This is a genomic window from Streptomyces sp. NPDC094147 (genome assembly GCF_044764265.1).
Classification (GTDB): domain Bacteria; phylum Actinomycetota; class Actinomycetes; order Streptomycetales; family Streptomycetaceae; genus Streptomyces.
Window position 1 is genome coordinate 129,976 of record NZ_JBIWHT010000015.1, and the last position, 14,967, is coordinate 144,942.

The 14,967-nt window shown below is 71.5% G+C and carries 14 protein-coding genes; 8 read left to right on the top strand and 6 right to left on the bottom strand.

Annotated elements, in window-relative coordinates; translation table 11 throughout:
* Nucleotides 1-50: 50 nt before the first annotated feature.
* Nucleotides 51-1,091, top strand: a complete 1,041-nt coding sequence (locus ACIQ8J_RS22480) for an ArsR/SmtB family transcription factor (protein ID WP_403274024.1) — start codon at nt 51-53, stop codon at nt 1,089-1,091.
* Here the strand turns inward: ACIQ8J_RS22480 and ACIQ8J_RS22485 are convergent.
* Genes ACIQ8J_RS22485 through ACIQ8J_RS22495 form a run of 3 tightly spaced genes read right to left on the bottom strand, consistent with a single transcriptional unit; the run spans nt 994 to nt 4,377 of the window.
* Nucleotides 994-1,515: a flavin reductase family protein gene (locus ACIQ8J_RS22485; protein WP_403274025.1), complete on the bottom strand. Its 522-nt coding sequence runs from the start codon at nt 1,513-1,515 to the stop codon at nt 994-996. The genes ACIQ8J_RS22480 and ACIQ8J_RS22485 overlap by 98 nt on opposite strands.
* The gene (locus ACIQ8J_RS22490; protein WP_403274026.1) at nt 1,512-2,795 is read right to left on the bottom strand and encodes a cation:proton antiporter; all 1,284 of its coding nucleotides are present in this window, start codon (nt 2,793-2,795) and stop codon (nt 1,512-1,514) included. The genes ACIQ8J_RS22485 and ACIQ8J_RS22490 overlap by 4 nt, the downstream gene beginning before the upstream one ends.
* Before the next feature lie 31 nt (nt 2,796-2,826).
* Complete coding sequence (locus tag ACIQ8J_RS22495) at nt 2,827-4,377, bottom strand: tryptophan halogenase family protein (protein WP_403274027.1); 1,551 nt, start codon at nt 4,375-4,377, stop codon at nt 2,827-2,829.
* Nucleotides 4,378-4,733: 356 nt separating this feature from the next.
* On the opposite strand from ACIQ8J_RS22495, the gene ACIQ8J_RS22500 reads away from it, so the two are divergent.
* Both ACIQ8J_RS22500 and ACIQ8J_RS22505 read left to right on the top strand, forming a co-directional pair.
* Nucleotides 4,734-5,528 carry a BTAD domain-containing putative transcriptional regulator gene (locus ACIQ8J_RS22500; protein WP_403274028.1) on the top strand — a complete coding sequence of 265 codons (795 nt, stop codon included), beginning with the start codon at nt 4,734-4,736 and terminating at the stop codon, nt 5,526-5,528.
* A gap of 157 nt (nt 5,529-5,685) precedes the next feature.
* A complete protein-coding gene (locus ACIQ8J_RS22505) occupies nt 5,686-6,654 on the top strand; it encodes a LysR family transcriptional regulator (protein ID WP_403274029.1) in 969 nt (322 codons plus the stop codon).
* Between the two features lie 17 nt (nt 6,655-6,671).
* On the opposite strand, the gene ACIQ8J_RS22510 is transcribed toward ACIQ8J_RS22505, so the two are convergent.
* The 3 genes from ACIQ8J_RS22510 to ACIQ8J_RS22520 form a co-directional block, all read right to left on the bottom strand.
* On the bottom strand, nt 6,672-8,618 hold the full coding sequence (locus tag ACIQ8J_RS22510) for an ABC transporter permease (protein ID WP_403274030.1): 1,947 nt from the start codon (nt 8,616-8,618) through the stop codon (nt 6,672-6,674).
* A complete protein-coding gene (locus ACIQ8J_RS22515) occupies nt 8,618-9,409 on the bottom strand; it encodes an ABC transporter ATP-binding protein (RefSeq protein ID WP_403274032.1) in 792 nt (263 codons plus the stop codon). The genes ACIQ8J_RS22510 and ACIQ8J_RS22515 overlap by 1 nt, the downstream gene beginning before the upstream one ends.
* A 226-nt stretch (nt 9,410-9,635) precedes the next feature.
* Nucleotides 9,636-10,307 carry a 4'-phosphopantetheinyl transferase family protein gene (locus ACIQ8J_RS22520; RefSeq protein WP_403274034.1) on the bottom strand — a complete coding sequence of 224 codons (672 nt, stop codon included), beginning with the start codon at nt 10,305-10,307 and terminating at the stop codon, nt 9,636-9,638.
* A 242-nt stretch (nt 10,308-10,549) separates the two neighbouring features.
* Here ACIQ8J_RS22520 and ACIQ8J_RS22525 point away from each other — a divergent pair, with 242 nt between their 5' ends.
* From ACIQ8J_RS22525 to ACIQ8J_RS22545, 5 genes are read left to right on the top strand one after another with little or no spacing between them, the layout of a single operon-like run.
* The gene (locus ACIQ8J_RS22525; protein WP_403274035.1) at nt 10,550-10,810 is read left to right on the top strand and encodes an acyl carrier protein; all 261 of its coding nucleotides are present in this window, start codon (nt 10,550-10,552) and stop codon (nt 10,808-10,810) included.
* 10 nt (nt 10,811-10,820) lie between these two features.
* Nucleotides 10,821-12,086, top strand: coding sequence for a beta-ketoacyl-[acyl-carrier-protein] synthase family protein (locus tag ACIQ8J_RS22530; RefSeq protein ID WP_403274036.1), 1,266 nt, complete (start codon nt 10,821-10,823; stop codon nt 12,084-12,086).
* On the top strand, nt 12,083-12,886 hold the full coding sequence (locus tag ACIQ8J_RS22535) for an alpha/beta fold hydrolase (protein ID WP_403274038.1): 804 nt from the start codon (nt 12,083-12,085) through the stop codon (nt 12,884-12,886). Before ACIQ8J_RS22530 ends, ACIQ8J_RS22535 begins: the two co-directional genes overlap by 4 nt.
* Nucleotides 12,883-13,848, top strand: coding sequence for a hypothetical protein (locus ACIQ8J_RS22540; protein WP_403274040.1), 966 nt, complete (start codon nt 12,883-12,885; stop codon nt 13,846-13,848). Before ACIQ8J_RS22535 ends, ACIQ8J_RS22540 begins: the two co-directional genes overlap by 4 nt.
* Nucleotides 13,845-14,966 carry a beta-ketoacyl synthase N-terminal-like domain-containing protein gene (locus ACIQ8J_RS22545; RefSeq protein ID WP_403274041.1) on the top strand — a complete coding sequence of 374 codons (1,122 nt, stop codon included), beginning with the start codon at nt 13,845-13,847 and terminating at the stop codon, nt 14,964-14,966. The genes ACIQ8J_RS22540 and ACIQ8J_RS22545 overlap by 4 nt, the downstream gene beginning before the upstream one ends.
* Nucleotide 14,967: the final 1 nt, after the last annotated feature.

The window sequence follows — 14,967 nt, forward strand, 5'->3', positions numbered from 1 at the left end:
CACGGACCGGCCGTACCGGCTTCTATCGCAAGGACAACGGGGGCGACACTGTGCAACGTATCCATTTCTCCACCGCCGACCTGGCCCGGACGCGGCTGAGGACCAGTGCGGGGCCACTGGTCGAAACGGCCTTCGCGGCGGGTCTGCTCAGCCGCGGCGTCTGCGCGCCCTACGCCCGATGGCACCGGCAGTTGAGCAACCGGCTGCCGCTGTGGTCCGGTACCGGGCAGTGCGGCGGGCACGGCGCCGAAGTGGACGACCTGGTCCACCGGGCGCTGAGGTACGGCGAGGCCGAGGGCCAACTGCCCGGCGGGACACGGCAGTTGGCGTGGCCGCCGGGCGCGGACCTCCTGGACGTGTGGCGGGCGGCCGTGGCTCCGTACTGGGAGAACCTGCTCGTCTATCTGGAGGCCGAGTGCGAGGCGCGCGGCCGGACTGTGATGGCGGGCGGGGTCGAGCAGCTGCTGACGACGATGCACCCCCGGATCACCTGGACATCACCCGTGCTCGAAATCCCCGGCGGCCCCGACGAGGACGTCGTGCTCGGCGGTACGGGCCTGGTCCTGACCCCGTCGGTGTTCCTCAACCACCGGCCGGCGCAGCTCATCCGCGCCCGGGACGGCGGCGGCCGGCCGATCCTGGTGGTCTCCGCGCCCCCGCAGCCGCACGAGGCGGCGGCCCTGTGGGCCGAACCCGACGACACCGCCGAGGCGTTGGCGGCCCTGGTCGGCCAGACCAGGGCCGCGGCTCTGCGGCTGCTGCGCGCCGCGTGCACCACCTCGGAGCTGGCGGACCGGCTCGGCATCTCGCGGGCCGGGGCCAGCCAGCACGCCACCGTGCTGCGCCGGACGGGCCTGATCACCAGCCGCCGCGTCCGCAACTCGATGCTGCACACGGTGACCCCGCTCGGCCTGGCCCTCCTGGACGGCAGGCCCGGATCCGGCCCCGGACAGCGGTCGGCGCGCACAACCCGCGATCCCTCGGTTCTCGGTGTCACACGCGCGACCAGGAGCGGAACTGCCGCAGACCGTAGAGGAGCGGAGGGCGCTGCTGGCTCACCCGGATGCGCCGGGCCTCGCCGAACACGGTGACGTGGTCGCCCATCTTCTGGGTCAGTACGACATCGCAGTCGGCGACCGTGTGCGCGTCCCGTACGAGATGCGGACCCGCCGCTTCCGACGGCAGCTGCCACGGCAGCAGTCGGAAGCGGCGCGGATCGCCGGAGGCGAACAGCTCGGCGGCGTGCTGCGCGCCGTCGTGCAGCAGGTTCACCGCGAACCGGCCGCCGGCGACGACCGCCGCCAGCGTGGGGCTGCCGTCGCGCAGGCACACCAGGAGAGTCGGGGGTTCCAGGGAGACGCTGCACAGCGACGAGCAGGTCATCCCGCGGGGTGTGCCGTCCAGTTCGGTGCAGGTGAGGATGGACACGCCGGTCGGAAAGCCGCTCATCATCGTCCGGAAGCCGCCCGCGACCGGCTGAGGGGCCGTCGGGGTCCGGACAGCGGGATCGGTCATCGCGCACCGCTTTCTGTCGTGAGGGGGACCGGCTCGACGCCGGTGTCCAGGTCCGCGCGGTCGAGGAATTGCAGCAAGGGACCCGTCATGGCCGTGGTGACCAGGGCCATGACGGTGAGTGCCAACACCGTGGGCGCGGCGAGCACGCCCGCGCCGAACCCGGCCTGGATCACGATCAGTTCGGTCAGGCCTCGCGTGTTCATCAGTACGGCGATCCGGGTGGCCGCGATGGGCGGCCGGCCGACGAGACGGGCCCCGACGTAGGAGCCGACGCCCTTGCCGACACAGCCGAGCACCACGGCCCAGGCGATCAGCGCCCAGGACACGGACAGGGAGATGCCGCCGAGCATCGTGATCCCCGAGACGACGAAGAACGTCGGGACCAGGACGAGCCCCGCCGAGGACACGGTCGTCGCCGCCCGGGACCAGGGCCCGGACGCGCCGCCCGGGACCGCGAATCCGACCAGGGCCGCGCCGACCACGGCGGTCATGCCGAACTCCTCCATGGCCAGGGCCACCACGAGGGCCGTCGCACCGAGCAGGACCGCCCCGGCCGCCGGGAACCGTACGCACAGCCGACGCGCGGCACGGGTACGCATCGCGAACCGCAGGACGGCCGCGCACAGGGCGCCGGCGGCGAGCGTCCCCAGCGAGCGGAGCACGTCCGTGAGGCCCCCCGAGTTGAGGCTGATCGCGGTGATGAACAGCAGCCAGCCGACCCCGTCGATGACGATCGCGGAGGCCAGCGCGAGCCGGCCCGCCTCCGAGTCGGCCATGCCCCGGTCCGTCAGGATCCGGGCCAGCACGGGCACCGCGGTGATCGACATCGCCACGGCCACCATCAGGGTGAAGGCGGGCAGCGGCGCGTCGCCGCGGGCCGCCGTGTCGCCAGTGATCTCGATCCAGCCGACGAGCAGCAGCCCGGTGATCAGGGGCAGCACCATGGCGCCCGTGGTGAGCGCGGTCATGCTCCGGCGCGACGCCGGGATGGGACGGTCCTTCAGATGGTGTGCCAGACCGACCAGGAACAGCACGAGACCGGCCTTGGAGACGAACTTGATGATGTCGAGCACCTCGGCGGGCAGCAGGGTGTCGAACAGCGGCCGGCCCAGCAGGGCGAGTACGGTGGGCCCGGCCAGCAGGCCCACCGTCACCTCGCCGATGACCTCGGGCTGGCGCAGCAGCCGGGCGGCCGCCCGGCCCGTACGGGCGACCGCCAACAGCACGCACAGGGCCGCCGCGGCGTGCAGGAACCGGGGCCACAGGCTGAGGACTTCCATCGGAAGCGTCCTTTCTCGCCCGGGTGCCCGGTCAGCCCAGCTGGGTGAAGTAGTCGTACGCCTTCGGCAGCGACTTCACCAGGCTCTCGGTCTTCTCCCTGATCAGGTCGAACTCCCGCTGCGCGGCGAGTCCGTCGGACAGCGCGATCGCCGGTGACGGCTTGAGATCGATGCCGCCCATGCCCAGCAGGATGCACATGTACGAGTATGGCGGCAGCCCGTGGTAGTGGGGGAACACGGTCTCGGAGTCGGGCAGTTGGACCCGCCACTTCTCGATGCGTTCCTTGAGGGAGTCGGGAATCACGCGGGTCTTGGCGTCGCGCCAGTACTGATTGTCCGTGCGCTTCGCCGCGACGTAGTGCAGCGTAAGGAACTCCCGTACGCCGTCCATGACATGGGCGACCGCGTTGTTGTAGAGGTCGCGGTGGACCGGGTTCCAGTCCTCGCCGGGGAAGTTGCGCGCGAGCTGCTCGATGGCGTGGTGGATGAAGAAGATGCCCGTGGATTCCAGCGGCTCCACGAATCCGCTGGCGAGACCGACGGCGACGCAGTTGTTCACCCAGGAGTCGCGGCTGCGGCCGATCCGCATGCGGATGTGGTTCGCCTCGACGTCGGCCGCCGCGGGACCCACGAACTCCCGCAGCGTGCGCTCGGCCTCCTCCGGGGACAGGTAGTCCCTCGCGTAGACGTAGCCGGTGCCGACCCGGCCGGTCAGCGGTATCGTCCAGATCCACCCGGCGTCCTGGGCGGTCGCCGTGGTGCAGGGCCGGATGCCGCGCCGCTCCATGTCCATCGGCACCTGCAGGGCGACCGCGCTGTCGTTGGGCAGCGTGTCCTGGTAGGAGATGAACGGCTCCTTGAGCGCCTTGTTGAGCAGCAGCCCGCGGAATCCGGTGCAGTCCACGAACAGGTCGCCGGTGATCTCCCCGTGCTCGGCGGTCCGCACGCCGGAGATCCAGCCGCGCTCGTCGAGGTCGACCTTCTGCACGTCGTCCACGATGTGCCGCACCCCCCGGTCCACCGCGTACCGGGTGAGGTACTTGGCGAGCAGCGCCGCCTCGAAGTGGTAGGCGTAGGGGAACTGAGTCTTGCCCTGGTGCTCGGACATCGTCAGCCCCTGCATCTCCTCCTCGTTCTCGTCGAAGGGCTGGTCGATGAGGGTGCCGTCGTGGTGCCGGGGGCTGAGTCCGGCGTCGATGATCGACGCCATCACGAAGCAGTCCTTGTCGAACCGCTTCGTGGGTCCGTTCCTGAGCCACCAGTCGGTCAGCGGGAAGCCGTTGACCGAACGCATCTGCTCGAACGGGTGGTAGAAGTGGTGTCCCGGCTCGCGCCAGTTCTCGAACCGGACGGCCAGCTTGTACGTGGCGTTGCAGGCCGGCATCCAGTCCTTCTCCTTGAGCCCGAGGAACTCGAAGAAATGACGGATGTCGCTGAAGGTGGCCTCGCCGACACCGACCGCACCGACGGTGCCGGATTCGACGAGCGTGATGTCCATGCGGTCTCCGAACGCGGCCTTGAAGTACGAGGCCGTCATCCAACCGGCCGTTCCCCCGCCCACGATCACAACTCTGTTGAGCACTGACGGCTCCTTCGGTAGCTCAGGAGTTCCGGGATCAGAGAGTCCGGAATTCTGGGATGTGGCGCGGCCTCACGTCCTGGGTATATAGGGGGGTGGCGCCACCGAAAAGAGACTCTAGGCGTGGCGCTTGGCGCACACCAGGTCATTAAGCGTCTGACGAACATTGCAGATGGGGATCGCCGGAGGTTTCTCCGGCGGGACCTGTAGCAATTTCCTGACACGTGCACCTCCCCAATGACGGGCGGCGCGAAGCCATACTGATGGCGCTTGCATTCGGCGTCGATGTGGTATTTCCCCCGACTGAATCCTCCTCGGCATCATGTGCCGTGTCCGCGAGTTGACATGGGGGTCCCGCAATGGAAATCAACGTTCTCGGTCCGCTTCACCTGGCACAGGGGAGCGAGCGGTACACGATGGCCTCGAAGCGGGCGAGCGTGGTCCTGACGATGCTCGCGCTCTCCCCCGGTGTTCCGGTCAGCTCCGACCGGATGGTCGACGAGCTGTGGGCCGAGCAGCCCATGGCCAACGCGCGCAACGCCCTTCAGGCCAACGTCAGAAGGCTGCGCAAACTGCTCCAGTCGGTCACCGGGACGAGCGAGCCGCTGCGCACCGTCAGCAGCGGGTACCTGCTCGACGTGCCCCTGGCCAGCGTGGACGCGCACCGCTTCCTGGAGCTGGCGGACACCGGTGCCGAACTGGTCGAACGGGACCCGCACCGGGCCATCGTCACGCTGGAGTCCGCGCTGGCGCTGTGGCGCGGGCCGGCGCTGATGGACGCCAGGGACGGAATGCGCTGCCGGATCCAGGCCGACCATCTGGAGGAGCGTCGCATCACCGCGTACGAGGACCTGACGGCCGCGAAGCTCCGCGTGGACGCGGCGCGGGTGCCGGTCTCCGAACTGCGGCAGCTGGCCGTCGAGCACTGCGGGCGGGAGCGGCTCAGCGAGCTGCTGATGCTGGCGCTGTACCGGGACGGCCGGCAGGCCGAGGCCCTGGAGATCTTCCACGGGGCCCGCCGCCGTCTCGCCGTCGATCTCGGACTTGAGCCCGGTCGCGCGCTGCACCGTGCCTATCAGGCGATACTCCGGCAGGACGAGACGCTCGGCGAGCCGCGCCGCGTGCTGCTGCACGCGGCCCCGGCGGCCGGCTGATCACGCGACGCGACGCGCGTCCCCCAACGCCGCCCGGTGGCCCCCGCGTTGCCCGGGGAACGATATGGACGGGCCCAGTGCGCCCTGTTAGCGTGCGGATCGGCCCGGCCCCTTGCCGGGGTGGACGTCCGCGGAGCCGGTCGCGAGCGGGGGAGCAGTGAACGTCGAGTTGCGTCATGCCAGGATCGTGACGGCCATCGACCGCGCGGGAAGCATTTCCAAGGCCGCCGTCGAACTGAATCTCCCGCAGTCGAGCCTGACCGCGCAACTGCACCGGATCGAAAGGGCGGTCGGCGGGGAATTGTTCGTGCGGAGCCGCTCGGGCGTCATTCCCACATCGCGCGGGGAGCGGCTGCTCCCGCTGCTCGCCGACCTCGTCCACCAGGCCGATCTGGTGATCGCCGAAGCCACCGCGTACACCTCCGAAGTGTTCCGGTTCGGGAACGCCGAGTGGACGCCGCCGTCGCTGCGCGCGGTCCTCCAGGAGGCGCTGCCCGTCGGCGAGGTGCAGACCGAGACCCTCGCACCGGCCGCGGCCGTGACGGCGGTGCGCAGCGGCGCGCTGAACGCGGCGCTGGTGCCCAGCATGGCGCTGGTCGCACCGGCCGATGTCCTCGAACCGGCCCTGGCCAAGACCGTCATCGTGCGCGAGCCGGTCTGGCTGGCGGTGCCGCGCGGCCACCCGCTGGCCGGCCGGTCCGGCGTGGGCGTGGCGGACCTCGCCGGGCTGAGCTGGGTCCGTTATGCGCGCGACCACTGGTTCCACCCCATCGAGAAGCACGTGTTCGCGAAGTTCGACCACGCCGACCCCGAGGTGCTCCACTACGTGGACGGCCATCACGAGGCGATGAACTGGGTGCGGGACGCCGGTGCGGCCGCCCTGACCACGCCGACGGGAGCGACCAAGGAGGTGTCGCTCGTGCCGGTGAGCGGCACCGAGAGCACCGAGATGCTGCTGGTGTGGCGCGGCGACTCGCTCGCCCGGAGCACCCTGCGCAGCCTGGTGGACACGGTGCGCCGCTACTACTGCGAGTACGCCCGTACGATCGCCCCCTACTGGTCGTGGATCGCCCAACACCCCGACGCGTTCGCCGAGTTGCGCCCCTACCTGACGGACGCCGCCTAGGGGTGTCCGGCGGTGGGTCAGGGCAGGGCGAGCACCTCGGCGGGCCGGGAGCGCAGGGCCAGTCGGGTGGGCACCAGGGTGGCCAGCAGGGTCAGCGCTCCGACGCAGGACACGATCGCGAAGTAGACCCGGAGCGGACCGCCCGGCAGCCAGGCGCCGTTGAGGGCGAGGCTGAACGGCATCAGCGTCGCGAGGGCCACGAACGTCCCGAGGACGATGCCCATGACCGCGACCATCAGCGCCTCGACCGTCACCATCCGCATGACCTGTCCCGCCGTCGCACCGACGAGGCGTTGCAGTGCGAACTCCCCGCGCCGTTCGGCGGCGGCCACCACCAGGGTGTTGACCAGGGAGATCACCGCGTAGCCGATGATGGTCCCGGCGAGCAGGTAGTTGATCCACGCACTGGTCGCGGAATCACCGCCCTTGCCCGATGCCGCGTCCTGGCTGATCTGGAGGTAGACCAGCGCGGTGGCGAGACCCGTGGCCAGCACCACGGGGGTGACCGCACCGGCCGTCCGGATGCGCCGCGCACGGGCGTTGTCCGAGGCCAGACGGGCGGCGAGGCCAGGGAGGAGACGCAGTGGCGGCCGCAGTACGGCGAGGAGCACACGGGTCAGCCCGGGGGCGATCAGCGCGATCCCGGCGGTCCACAGCATGGCGGCGGGACCGGCGGTACTGGAGGCGACCGAGCCGTCCATGACGGTGGCGGTGACGAAGGCGAGTGCGGCGGCCCCGGCGAAGCAGAGCAGCGCGAACACCAGACGGGGCGCGCTCAGCCAGCGGTCACCCAGCGCGGACTCGGTGAGGGCGGCGGTGGGCGGGGTCAGGGCGGCGCGGCGCGAGGCGATGAACGCCGCGGCCACGGCCGCCACGAGCGCCGTTCCGGCGGCGGTGAGCAGGGGAATCCACCCGGCGTGATAGGCGATCTCGGGTGCCACCACCCCGGCGTCGGCGAGCTGACGCAGCATCATGCCACCGGCGGCACGGCCGGGGACGAGGGCGAGCGCGGTCGCCAGGACGCCCACGATCAGGGTCTCGCCCACCACCATGCGCCGGATCTGTCCGGGCAGCGAACCGATCGCCCGCAGCAGGGCCATCTCACGCATCCGCTGCTGGATGAGTACGGCGAGGGTGGACCCGACGACGAACACCGCGACCATGGCGGCGATCCCGCCGAACACGGCGGACATCGAGATCAGCGGGGACGCTGCGCCCTCGGAGTCGGGGAACTCGACGGTGCCACGGGCCTCACCGGTGACCGCGGTCGCGTCCGCACCGCGCAGCATCGCATCGAGGCTCTGCTTCAACTCCCCTGGAGACACACCCGGTTTGGGGAATACGGCGATGGCGTCCACCTGCCCCGGGGCGCCGCGGAGTTTCTCAGCCTGCGCGTCGGTGAAGTACAGCGCGGTGCCGGTCCCGGCCGTGGAGCGCACGACACCGCTCACCCGTACGGGAAGGGTGGCGCCGGCGACCGTCAGCCGCAGCTGGTCGCCGGACCGTACGCCGAGGCGGGCCGCGAGCCGCGCGTCCAGGGCCGCCTGTCCGGCCGCGCGCGGCTCGGACCCCTCGGTGAGCGGAGCGCCGGTCAGCACGGCGGAGGACCAGCCGTGTCCGGTGAGCCCGGTACCGCCGGTCCCGGTCCGGCCGCCGTCGAGGGCGGTGGCCGTGAAGGACACGTCGGGCAGGGCCCGTCGGGCCCCCGGCACGGCGGCGATCCTCGGGGCGAGTGAGGCGTCGAGACGGGCGTAGGCCAGCACCACCTCCCCGTCGTGCGACTGGCCGCGGGTGATCACGACGGGGGCGGCGGCGTACCGCTGGGGCGGCACGTCGGCACGCACGCCGGTCTCCATGAGGCCGCCGCAGGCCGCGATGATGAGGGCGCCGAAGAACAGGGCGATGAAGGAGGCGAGGAAGCCTCCCTTGCGGAACCTGAGGGTCTGGAGGGCCTGTCGGAACATCAGACGGCCCCTCCGAGGGTGCGGACACCGGGGAGGTCGCCCCAGGCGCCGAGGTGGGTCATGCGTTCGGCGATCGTGTCGGCCGAGGCGCCGCGCAGCTCGTCGACGACCAGGCCGTCGGCGAGGAAGACCACGCGGTCGGCGTGTGAGGCGGCCACCGGGTCGTGGGTGACGACGATGGCCGTCTGCCCCCCGTCGCGCACGGCCTCGCGCAACAGCCGCAGTACTTCGAGAGCCGTGCGGGTGTCCAGGGCGCCGGTGGGCTCGTCGCCGAAGATGACGGCGGGGTCGGTGATCAGGGCGCGGGCGATCGCGACGCGCTGCTGCTGGCCGCCGGACAGTTCGCCGGGCCGGTGCTTGATGCGGTCGGCGAGACCCACCCGCTCCAGCACCTGCCTGACGCTGTCGCGCGCGGGCCTGCGCCCGGCGAGCCGCAGCGGCAGGGTGACGTTGTCCTCGACGGTCAGCGCGGGCAGCAGGTTGAACGCCTGGAAAATGAAGCCGATGCGCTCGCGGCGGAGCTTGGTGAGCGCGCGTTCGCCGAGCCCGGACAGGTCCAGGCCGTCCAGGGTGACCGAACCGGACGTCGGCCGGTCCAGGCCCGCGGCGCACTGCAACAGGGTGGTCTTGCCGGAGCCGGACGGCCCCATCACGGCGGTGAAGGTCCCGCGGCGGAAGGTGACCGAGACGCCGTCGAGCGCGACCGTGCGGGCGCGTTCACTGCCGTAGGTGCGGCGGACTTCGCTCAGCACGACGACATCGTCCGGGCTGTGCGGCCGTGTGCGATCCATCAGTTCGACTCCCTGGTCGGTTGGGTACTGCCGGTTCCGGGACTGCGGACACCGTCCGGATGGACACCGATGAAGGGCAACTCCGGCTGTGTGCAGGGGAGTTGACCTCTTCCCTGAACCCACCGTGCGGCGACTCCTGCCGCGCACTAGCCACACTGACGCCGCCGGCCATGAACAGGTTGATGGGTCCGGCGACGAGTCCCCGTTCGGGTGAGGCCGGCTCGGCTCACCCGGGTGGCCTTCGGCGCGGCCCCCGGCAGAGCCGGATGTCGACGGGCGCCCCCCACGCCTGCGGGCCCAGCGCGGCGACCGCGAGCACCACACGCGGCCCGGCCAGCGGCGCGACGACGGCCGGCGCCATGCGGCCGAGGTCTCCGGCCCGGTGCGGCAAGGGGGTGAGCCGGGGGTGCTCCGGACGCCGGGGCGGCCAGTGGAGCGGCATCGGACCTGGCCGGGACAGGCCGCCCTCACCGAGCCCGGTTCCGTACGCCTTGCCCAGGGCCTCCTTGTGGGTCCACAGCCAGAAGAACGCCAAGTGGCGGGTGTGCGGGGGTCGTTGGCGCAGCCAGCAGGCCTCGGCCTCGTCGAACCATCGGTCGGCGAGGTCCACCGCGGCCACCGGCCGCACCACCTCCACGTCGACCCCCAGGGGCCCGAGGCCGGAGACCGCGAGCGCGGCAACTCCCCTGCCATGACTGAGACTTGTCTGCACGCCGTCGCCCAGACCGGTCAGCACGGGGCGGCCGCCCGGCTCGTGCCCAAGGCTCAGCGCTTCAGGGGCGACCCCGAACACCTGGGCCGTCGCTCCCAGCACGGCGGCGCGCGACGCGGCGTCGTCCAGCGTCGGCGTGGGGGTGATGACCACGGTGATGCGGCGGGGTGCGGGGCGAGGATTCAATCCGCCTCCAGGCGGGACGGACGGGGACGACGGAGTCGGTCGCCCACCATGGCGCGCGCCCGCCGACGGAGACCAGATGTTTCAGGCACCGCCGAACAACGCAGGCCGAAGGGCCGTCGGCGCGGGCGAAGCGGGCACCGCGGCGGGAGTCAGCAGGCCGTCAGTTCCGCGTCAGCGCGCCCGAGAAGACTCATCCGACATCCGATCCGCATCTCACCGCCCGCATCTCATTGGGAGGCGCAATGCCCAGCACGGTTGCCATCACCGCCGAACAGCGCGCTCAGATCAGGGAGATCGTCTGCGAAATCCTGGAGATCGAGCCCGACGACGTCACGGACACGAGCCTCTTCAAGGAGGACCACAACGCCGACTCGCTCGGGGCGATCGAGATCCTCTCGTCCCTGGAGCGCACCTTCCAGATCGAGATCGACCAGGCCGAGCTCGTCCGGATGGTGAATCTGGACGGAGTGGTCGCCGTGGTCCGGGAAGGCCTGTCGAAGTAACCCGGGCCGCATGGATGCTGACAGAGAGGAGACACCGGTGAGCAACGAGCGCCGGCAGCCACACCGGGTCGTCATCACCGGCCTGGGAACGGTCACCAGCATCGGCACCGGGCCGGCCGAGTTCCTGGCCGGGCTCAGGACCGGCCGCAGCGGCGTCAAGCCGATCACCTCCTTCGACACCGCCGGATACGCGTACGCCAACGGCTGCGAGATCGAAGGCTTCGACGCGGCGGAGTGGATCGAGCACGTCGATCCGCGAGAGCTCGGCCGGGCCAGCCAGTTCTGCGTCGCGGCGGCCAGGATGGCCGTGTCCGACGCGAGCATGGACCTGGACGTCCTGCGGGCCCGCCGCGTGCTCGTCTCCGTCGGCACCACCGACGGCGAGTCGCACGATCTCGATGAACTGATGGAGCATCAACTACACAGTGGGCCCGAGGAGTTGCAGCCCGTCGTCGCGCGGCGCTCCGCCGCCGGGCTGCTGTCCAGCAGCGTCGTAAGGGAACTGGAGCTGAGCGACGTGGAGGCGGTCACCATCCCGACCGCCTGCGCCGCCGGTAACTACGCCATCGGCTCCGGCTTCGACGCGATCCGCTCCGGCGAGGTGGACATCGCCCTGGCAGGCGGGGCCGACGCGGTGTGCCGCAAGACGTTCACCGGGTTCTACCGCCTCGGCACCATCGCCCCCGAGGTGTGCCAGCCCTTCGACGTGGACCGCAAGGGCATCCTCACCGGCGAGGGGGCGGGCATCCTCTTCATGGAGAGCCTGGACTCGGCCCTGGCACGCGGTGCCCGCATCTACGCCGAGGTCCTGGGCTACGGCCTCAACTGCGACGCCCACCACCCGGTCGCCCCCGACCAGGACAGCCTCGCCGCCTGCATCCAACTGGCCCACCGCAACGCCGGGGTGAAACCGCAGGACATCGACTTCATCTCCGCGCACGGCACCGGGACCAAGGCCAACGACGTCACGGAGGCCGGCGCCATCCGCCAGGTCTTCGCCGAGCCGCCGCCCACCATCTCCATCAAGTCCATGCTCGGCCACACCATGGGCGCCGCCAGCGCCCTCGCCTCGGCGGCCTGCGCCCTGGCCATCACCGAAGGATTCATCCCGCCGACCATCAACCACCGCTCGACCGACCCGGAGTGCGGCGTCGACCCCGTCCCCAACCAGGCCCGCTCCGCCGACGTGCGCATCGTGCAGAACAACGCGCTGGCCTTCGCCGGGAACAACGCGGTGGTGATCCTCGGCAAGTACGAAGGGCGCACGGCCGCATGAGCCGCATCACCCCGCGGCTGCGCAGACCCGCCGAGGCGGACGGACCGGTCCGGGTCCTGCTGCTGCACGGGCTCGGCGGCAAGCCCTCCGTCTGGGCCCCCTTCGCGGCCCGCGCCGACGTGCGCCTGGAACTGTGGGACGCGGAACTGCCCTGGCGGGCCATGAGCGGCGGCGAGGGCTGGGGCTCACTGCCCGAACCGGCCCGCTGCCTGGCGGACCTGGTGGACGACCGGTACGACGCGGTCGTGGCGCACTCCTACGCCGCCAACCTGCTCACCGAGGCCATCGCCTCCGGCCGGGTCGCGCCCCGCCGCACCGTACTGATCAGCCCCTTCTACCGGTCGAGCCCCCAGGACTTCGACTGGTCGGTGATCTCGTACTACCTCAACGACTTCCACCGCGTCTTCGAGGAGGCGCTGGAGGTCGGCGAAACCGCCCGGTTCGCGAAGGCGCACCGCGACTGGATGGCGCTGCGGCTGCGCGACCGGATCGGCCCCTACGGCTGGATGCGGTTCTTCGAGTCGTATCTGCGCACGCCCTTCCTGGACCTCGGCGCCGTCCGCTCCCCACTGCTCGTCCTGTCCGGCGAGAAGGACATCGCGGCACGGGCCGAGGACGGCCGCGCGCTCGCCGCCGCCGTCGAGGGGGCCCGGTTCGAACTCCTCGAAGGCTGCGGCCACTTCCCGATGGTGGAGGCCCCCGGTCGCGTCACCCGCCTGGTGTGCGACTTCCTCGCCGCCGAACCCTGTCTGGCGCGGCACGTCGCCGCAGCCCCCGTTTCCCGACTGGAGATGCCATGAGCGTCAGCACCGCCGCGACGGACGGCACCACCCGGCTGGAGATCCGACCCCGCTACGAAGGGTCGAACATCTGCACCTGGATCGGTTTCAAGCACGTCAACTACATGGTGGAGGAGGCCGTCCAGGACCACCTGCGGCAGCGGGGCTACCCGGCCGGAGAGCTGTACGAGCGGTACGGCCTCGGAGTGGACATCACGGACCTCGACACCAAGATCCTCACCGCGTTCCACATCGACGACCTCGCGACGGCCGTCGTGACCCCCGCGCCGGACAAGGGTGACGGGCAGCGCCTCACGGTCGAGCTGACCGTGCGGCGCGCGGGCGAGACGGTGAAGGCCGTCAAGTCCAAGGTCGCCGTCCAGCTGCGCCTCGACCCGCGCGGCCACGAGGCGGAGCCGCCGCCCGCCGAACTCGCCGGGTGCGTCGTGGACCGGCTCGGCGCCGGTGGCGAGCCCGTGCCGGTGAAGCCGGGGACGGATCCGCTGGAGCGGCTGACCGCGGGCCGCAACGCCTTCGGCTGGGCCTGGCGGATGCCGTACTTCTACTGCCACTTCACCGAGCGCGTGCAGATGTCGGGCTACCTGCGGCAGATGGAGGAGGTCGTCGACCTCTTCCTGGCCGACCGCGGCGTCTCCATCAAGACCCTGCTCGACGAACAGGACTGGATCCCGGTCGTCCCGCACTCCCGGATCACCGTCCTGGACGAGGCGAAGATGGAGGAGACGCTCTACACCGTCTTCACCGTCGAGAACGTCTTCAAGCGCTTCACCTACACGGCGCGCATGGACACCTATGTGCTGCGTGACGGCCTCCTCGTGCCGACCACCACCGGCCGCATCACCCATGGCTACGCCGTGATCGAGAACCGCCGCGACTGGAGCCTGGTCGACTTCGACGACCGTCTGCTCAACGCCCTCAACGGGAAGTCGGGGCACACCTCCGGCCGGGGGACGACGGCATGACCGCCGCCACCACCCTGGAGGACGCCGGACCGGCGGCCCGGCCCGCACCCACCGAAGACCTCGTCTTCTCCGCCTGGTCCGCGGTCTCGCCCTACGGAGCGGGCGCCACGGCGTACCGCGCGGGACTCGCGGCCGAGGAGAGCGCGCTCGCCGCACTCGACGCGACGGCCCACCCCGGACCCTACGAACAGGCCGGTCTCGTACCGGACTTCACCGCGGCCGGTGCCCTCGGCAAGAAGGGCACCCGCACCATGGACCGGCTGACCGCGCTCGCCGTCTCCGCCTTCGGACAGCTGCTCCAGGAGTGCGGACCGGCCCTGGTGGAACGCCCCGAACGCCTCGCTCTGGTGCTCGGCACCGGCTCCGGGAGCGTCCAGAGCATCATGGACTTCACCCGCGACTCGCTGACCGGGGACCGCCCCTATCTCGTGGATCCGGCCCGCTTCCCCAACACCGTGATGAACCGCGCGGCGGGCCAGAGCGCGATCTGGCACGGCATCAAAGGCCCCAACACCACTGTCGCCGGAGGGTGGTTGACCGGTCTGCTCGCGCTCGGCTACGCAGCGCGGCTGTACCGGGGCGGACACTGCGACCGGGTCCTGTGCGGCGCCGCGGAGGAGTATTCGGCGCAGCGGGCCTGGCTGGAGTGGCACGCCGCCGACGGCGGCGCGCGGCCCCCGCTCGGCGAGGGCGGCGTGGTCTGGCTCCTGGAACCCGCCGCGAGCGCGTCGGCCGCCGGCCGCACCCCGCTCGCCCGGCTCCTCGGCACCCGCTTCCGCGCCTACCACGAGCCGGACCGGGCGGGCGAGGCCCTCACCGCGTGCGTACGCGCCGTCCTTGACGACGCGGGGGTGAGCGGCGACCGCGTGCACGCCGTCGCCCCGCTCGGCACCGACGGCGAGGAGGACGCCGTCCGGCGCGCCCTGCCGTCCGGCGCCGACCCCGAGTGGATCCGGTGCCGCCCGCTGCTCGGCGACACATCGGCGGCGGCCACGGCCTTCCAGACGGCGGCGGTGCTCGCCCGCGCCGAGGCGGGCGGGCTGCCACCCGGTACGACCGCCCTGATCACCGGAATCGACCGGGACGGCACGGTCGGCTGTGTCCTGCTGGGCGGATGAG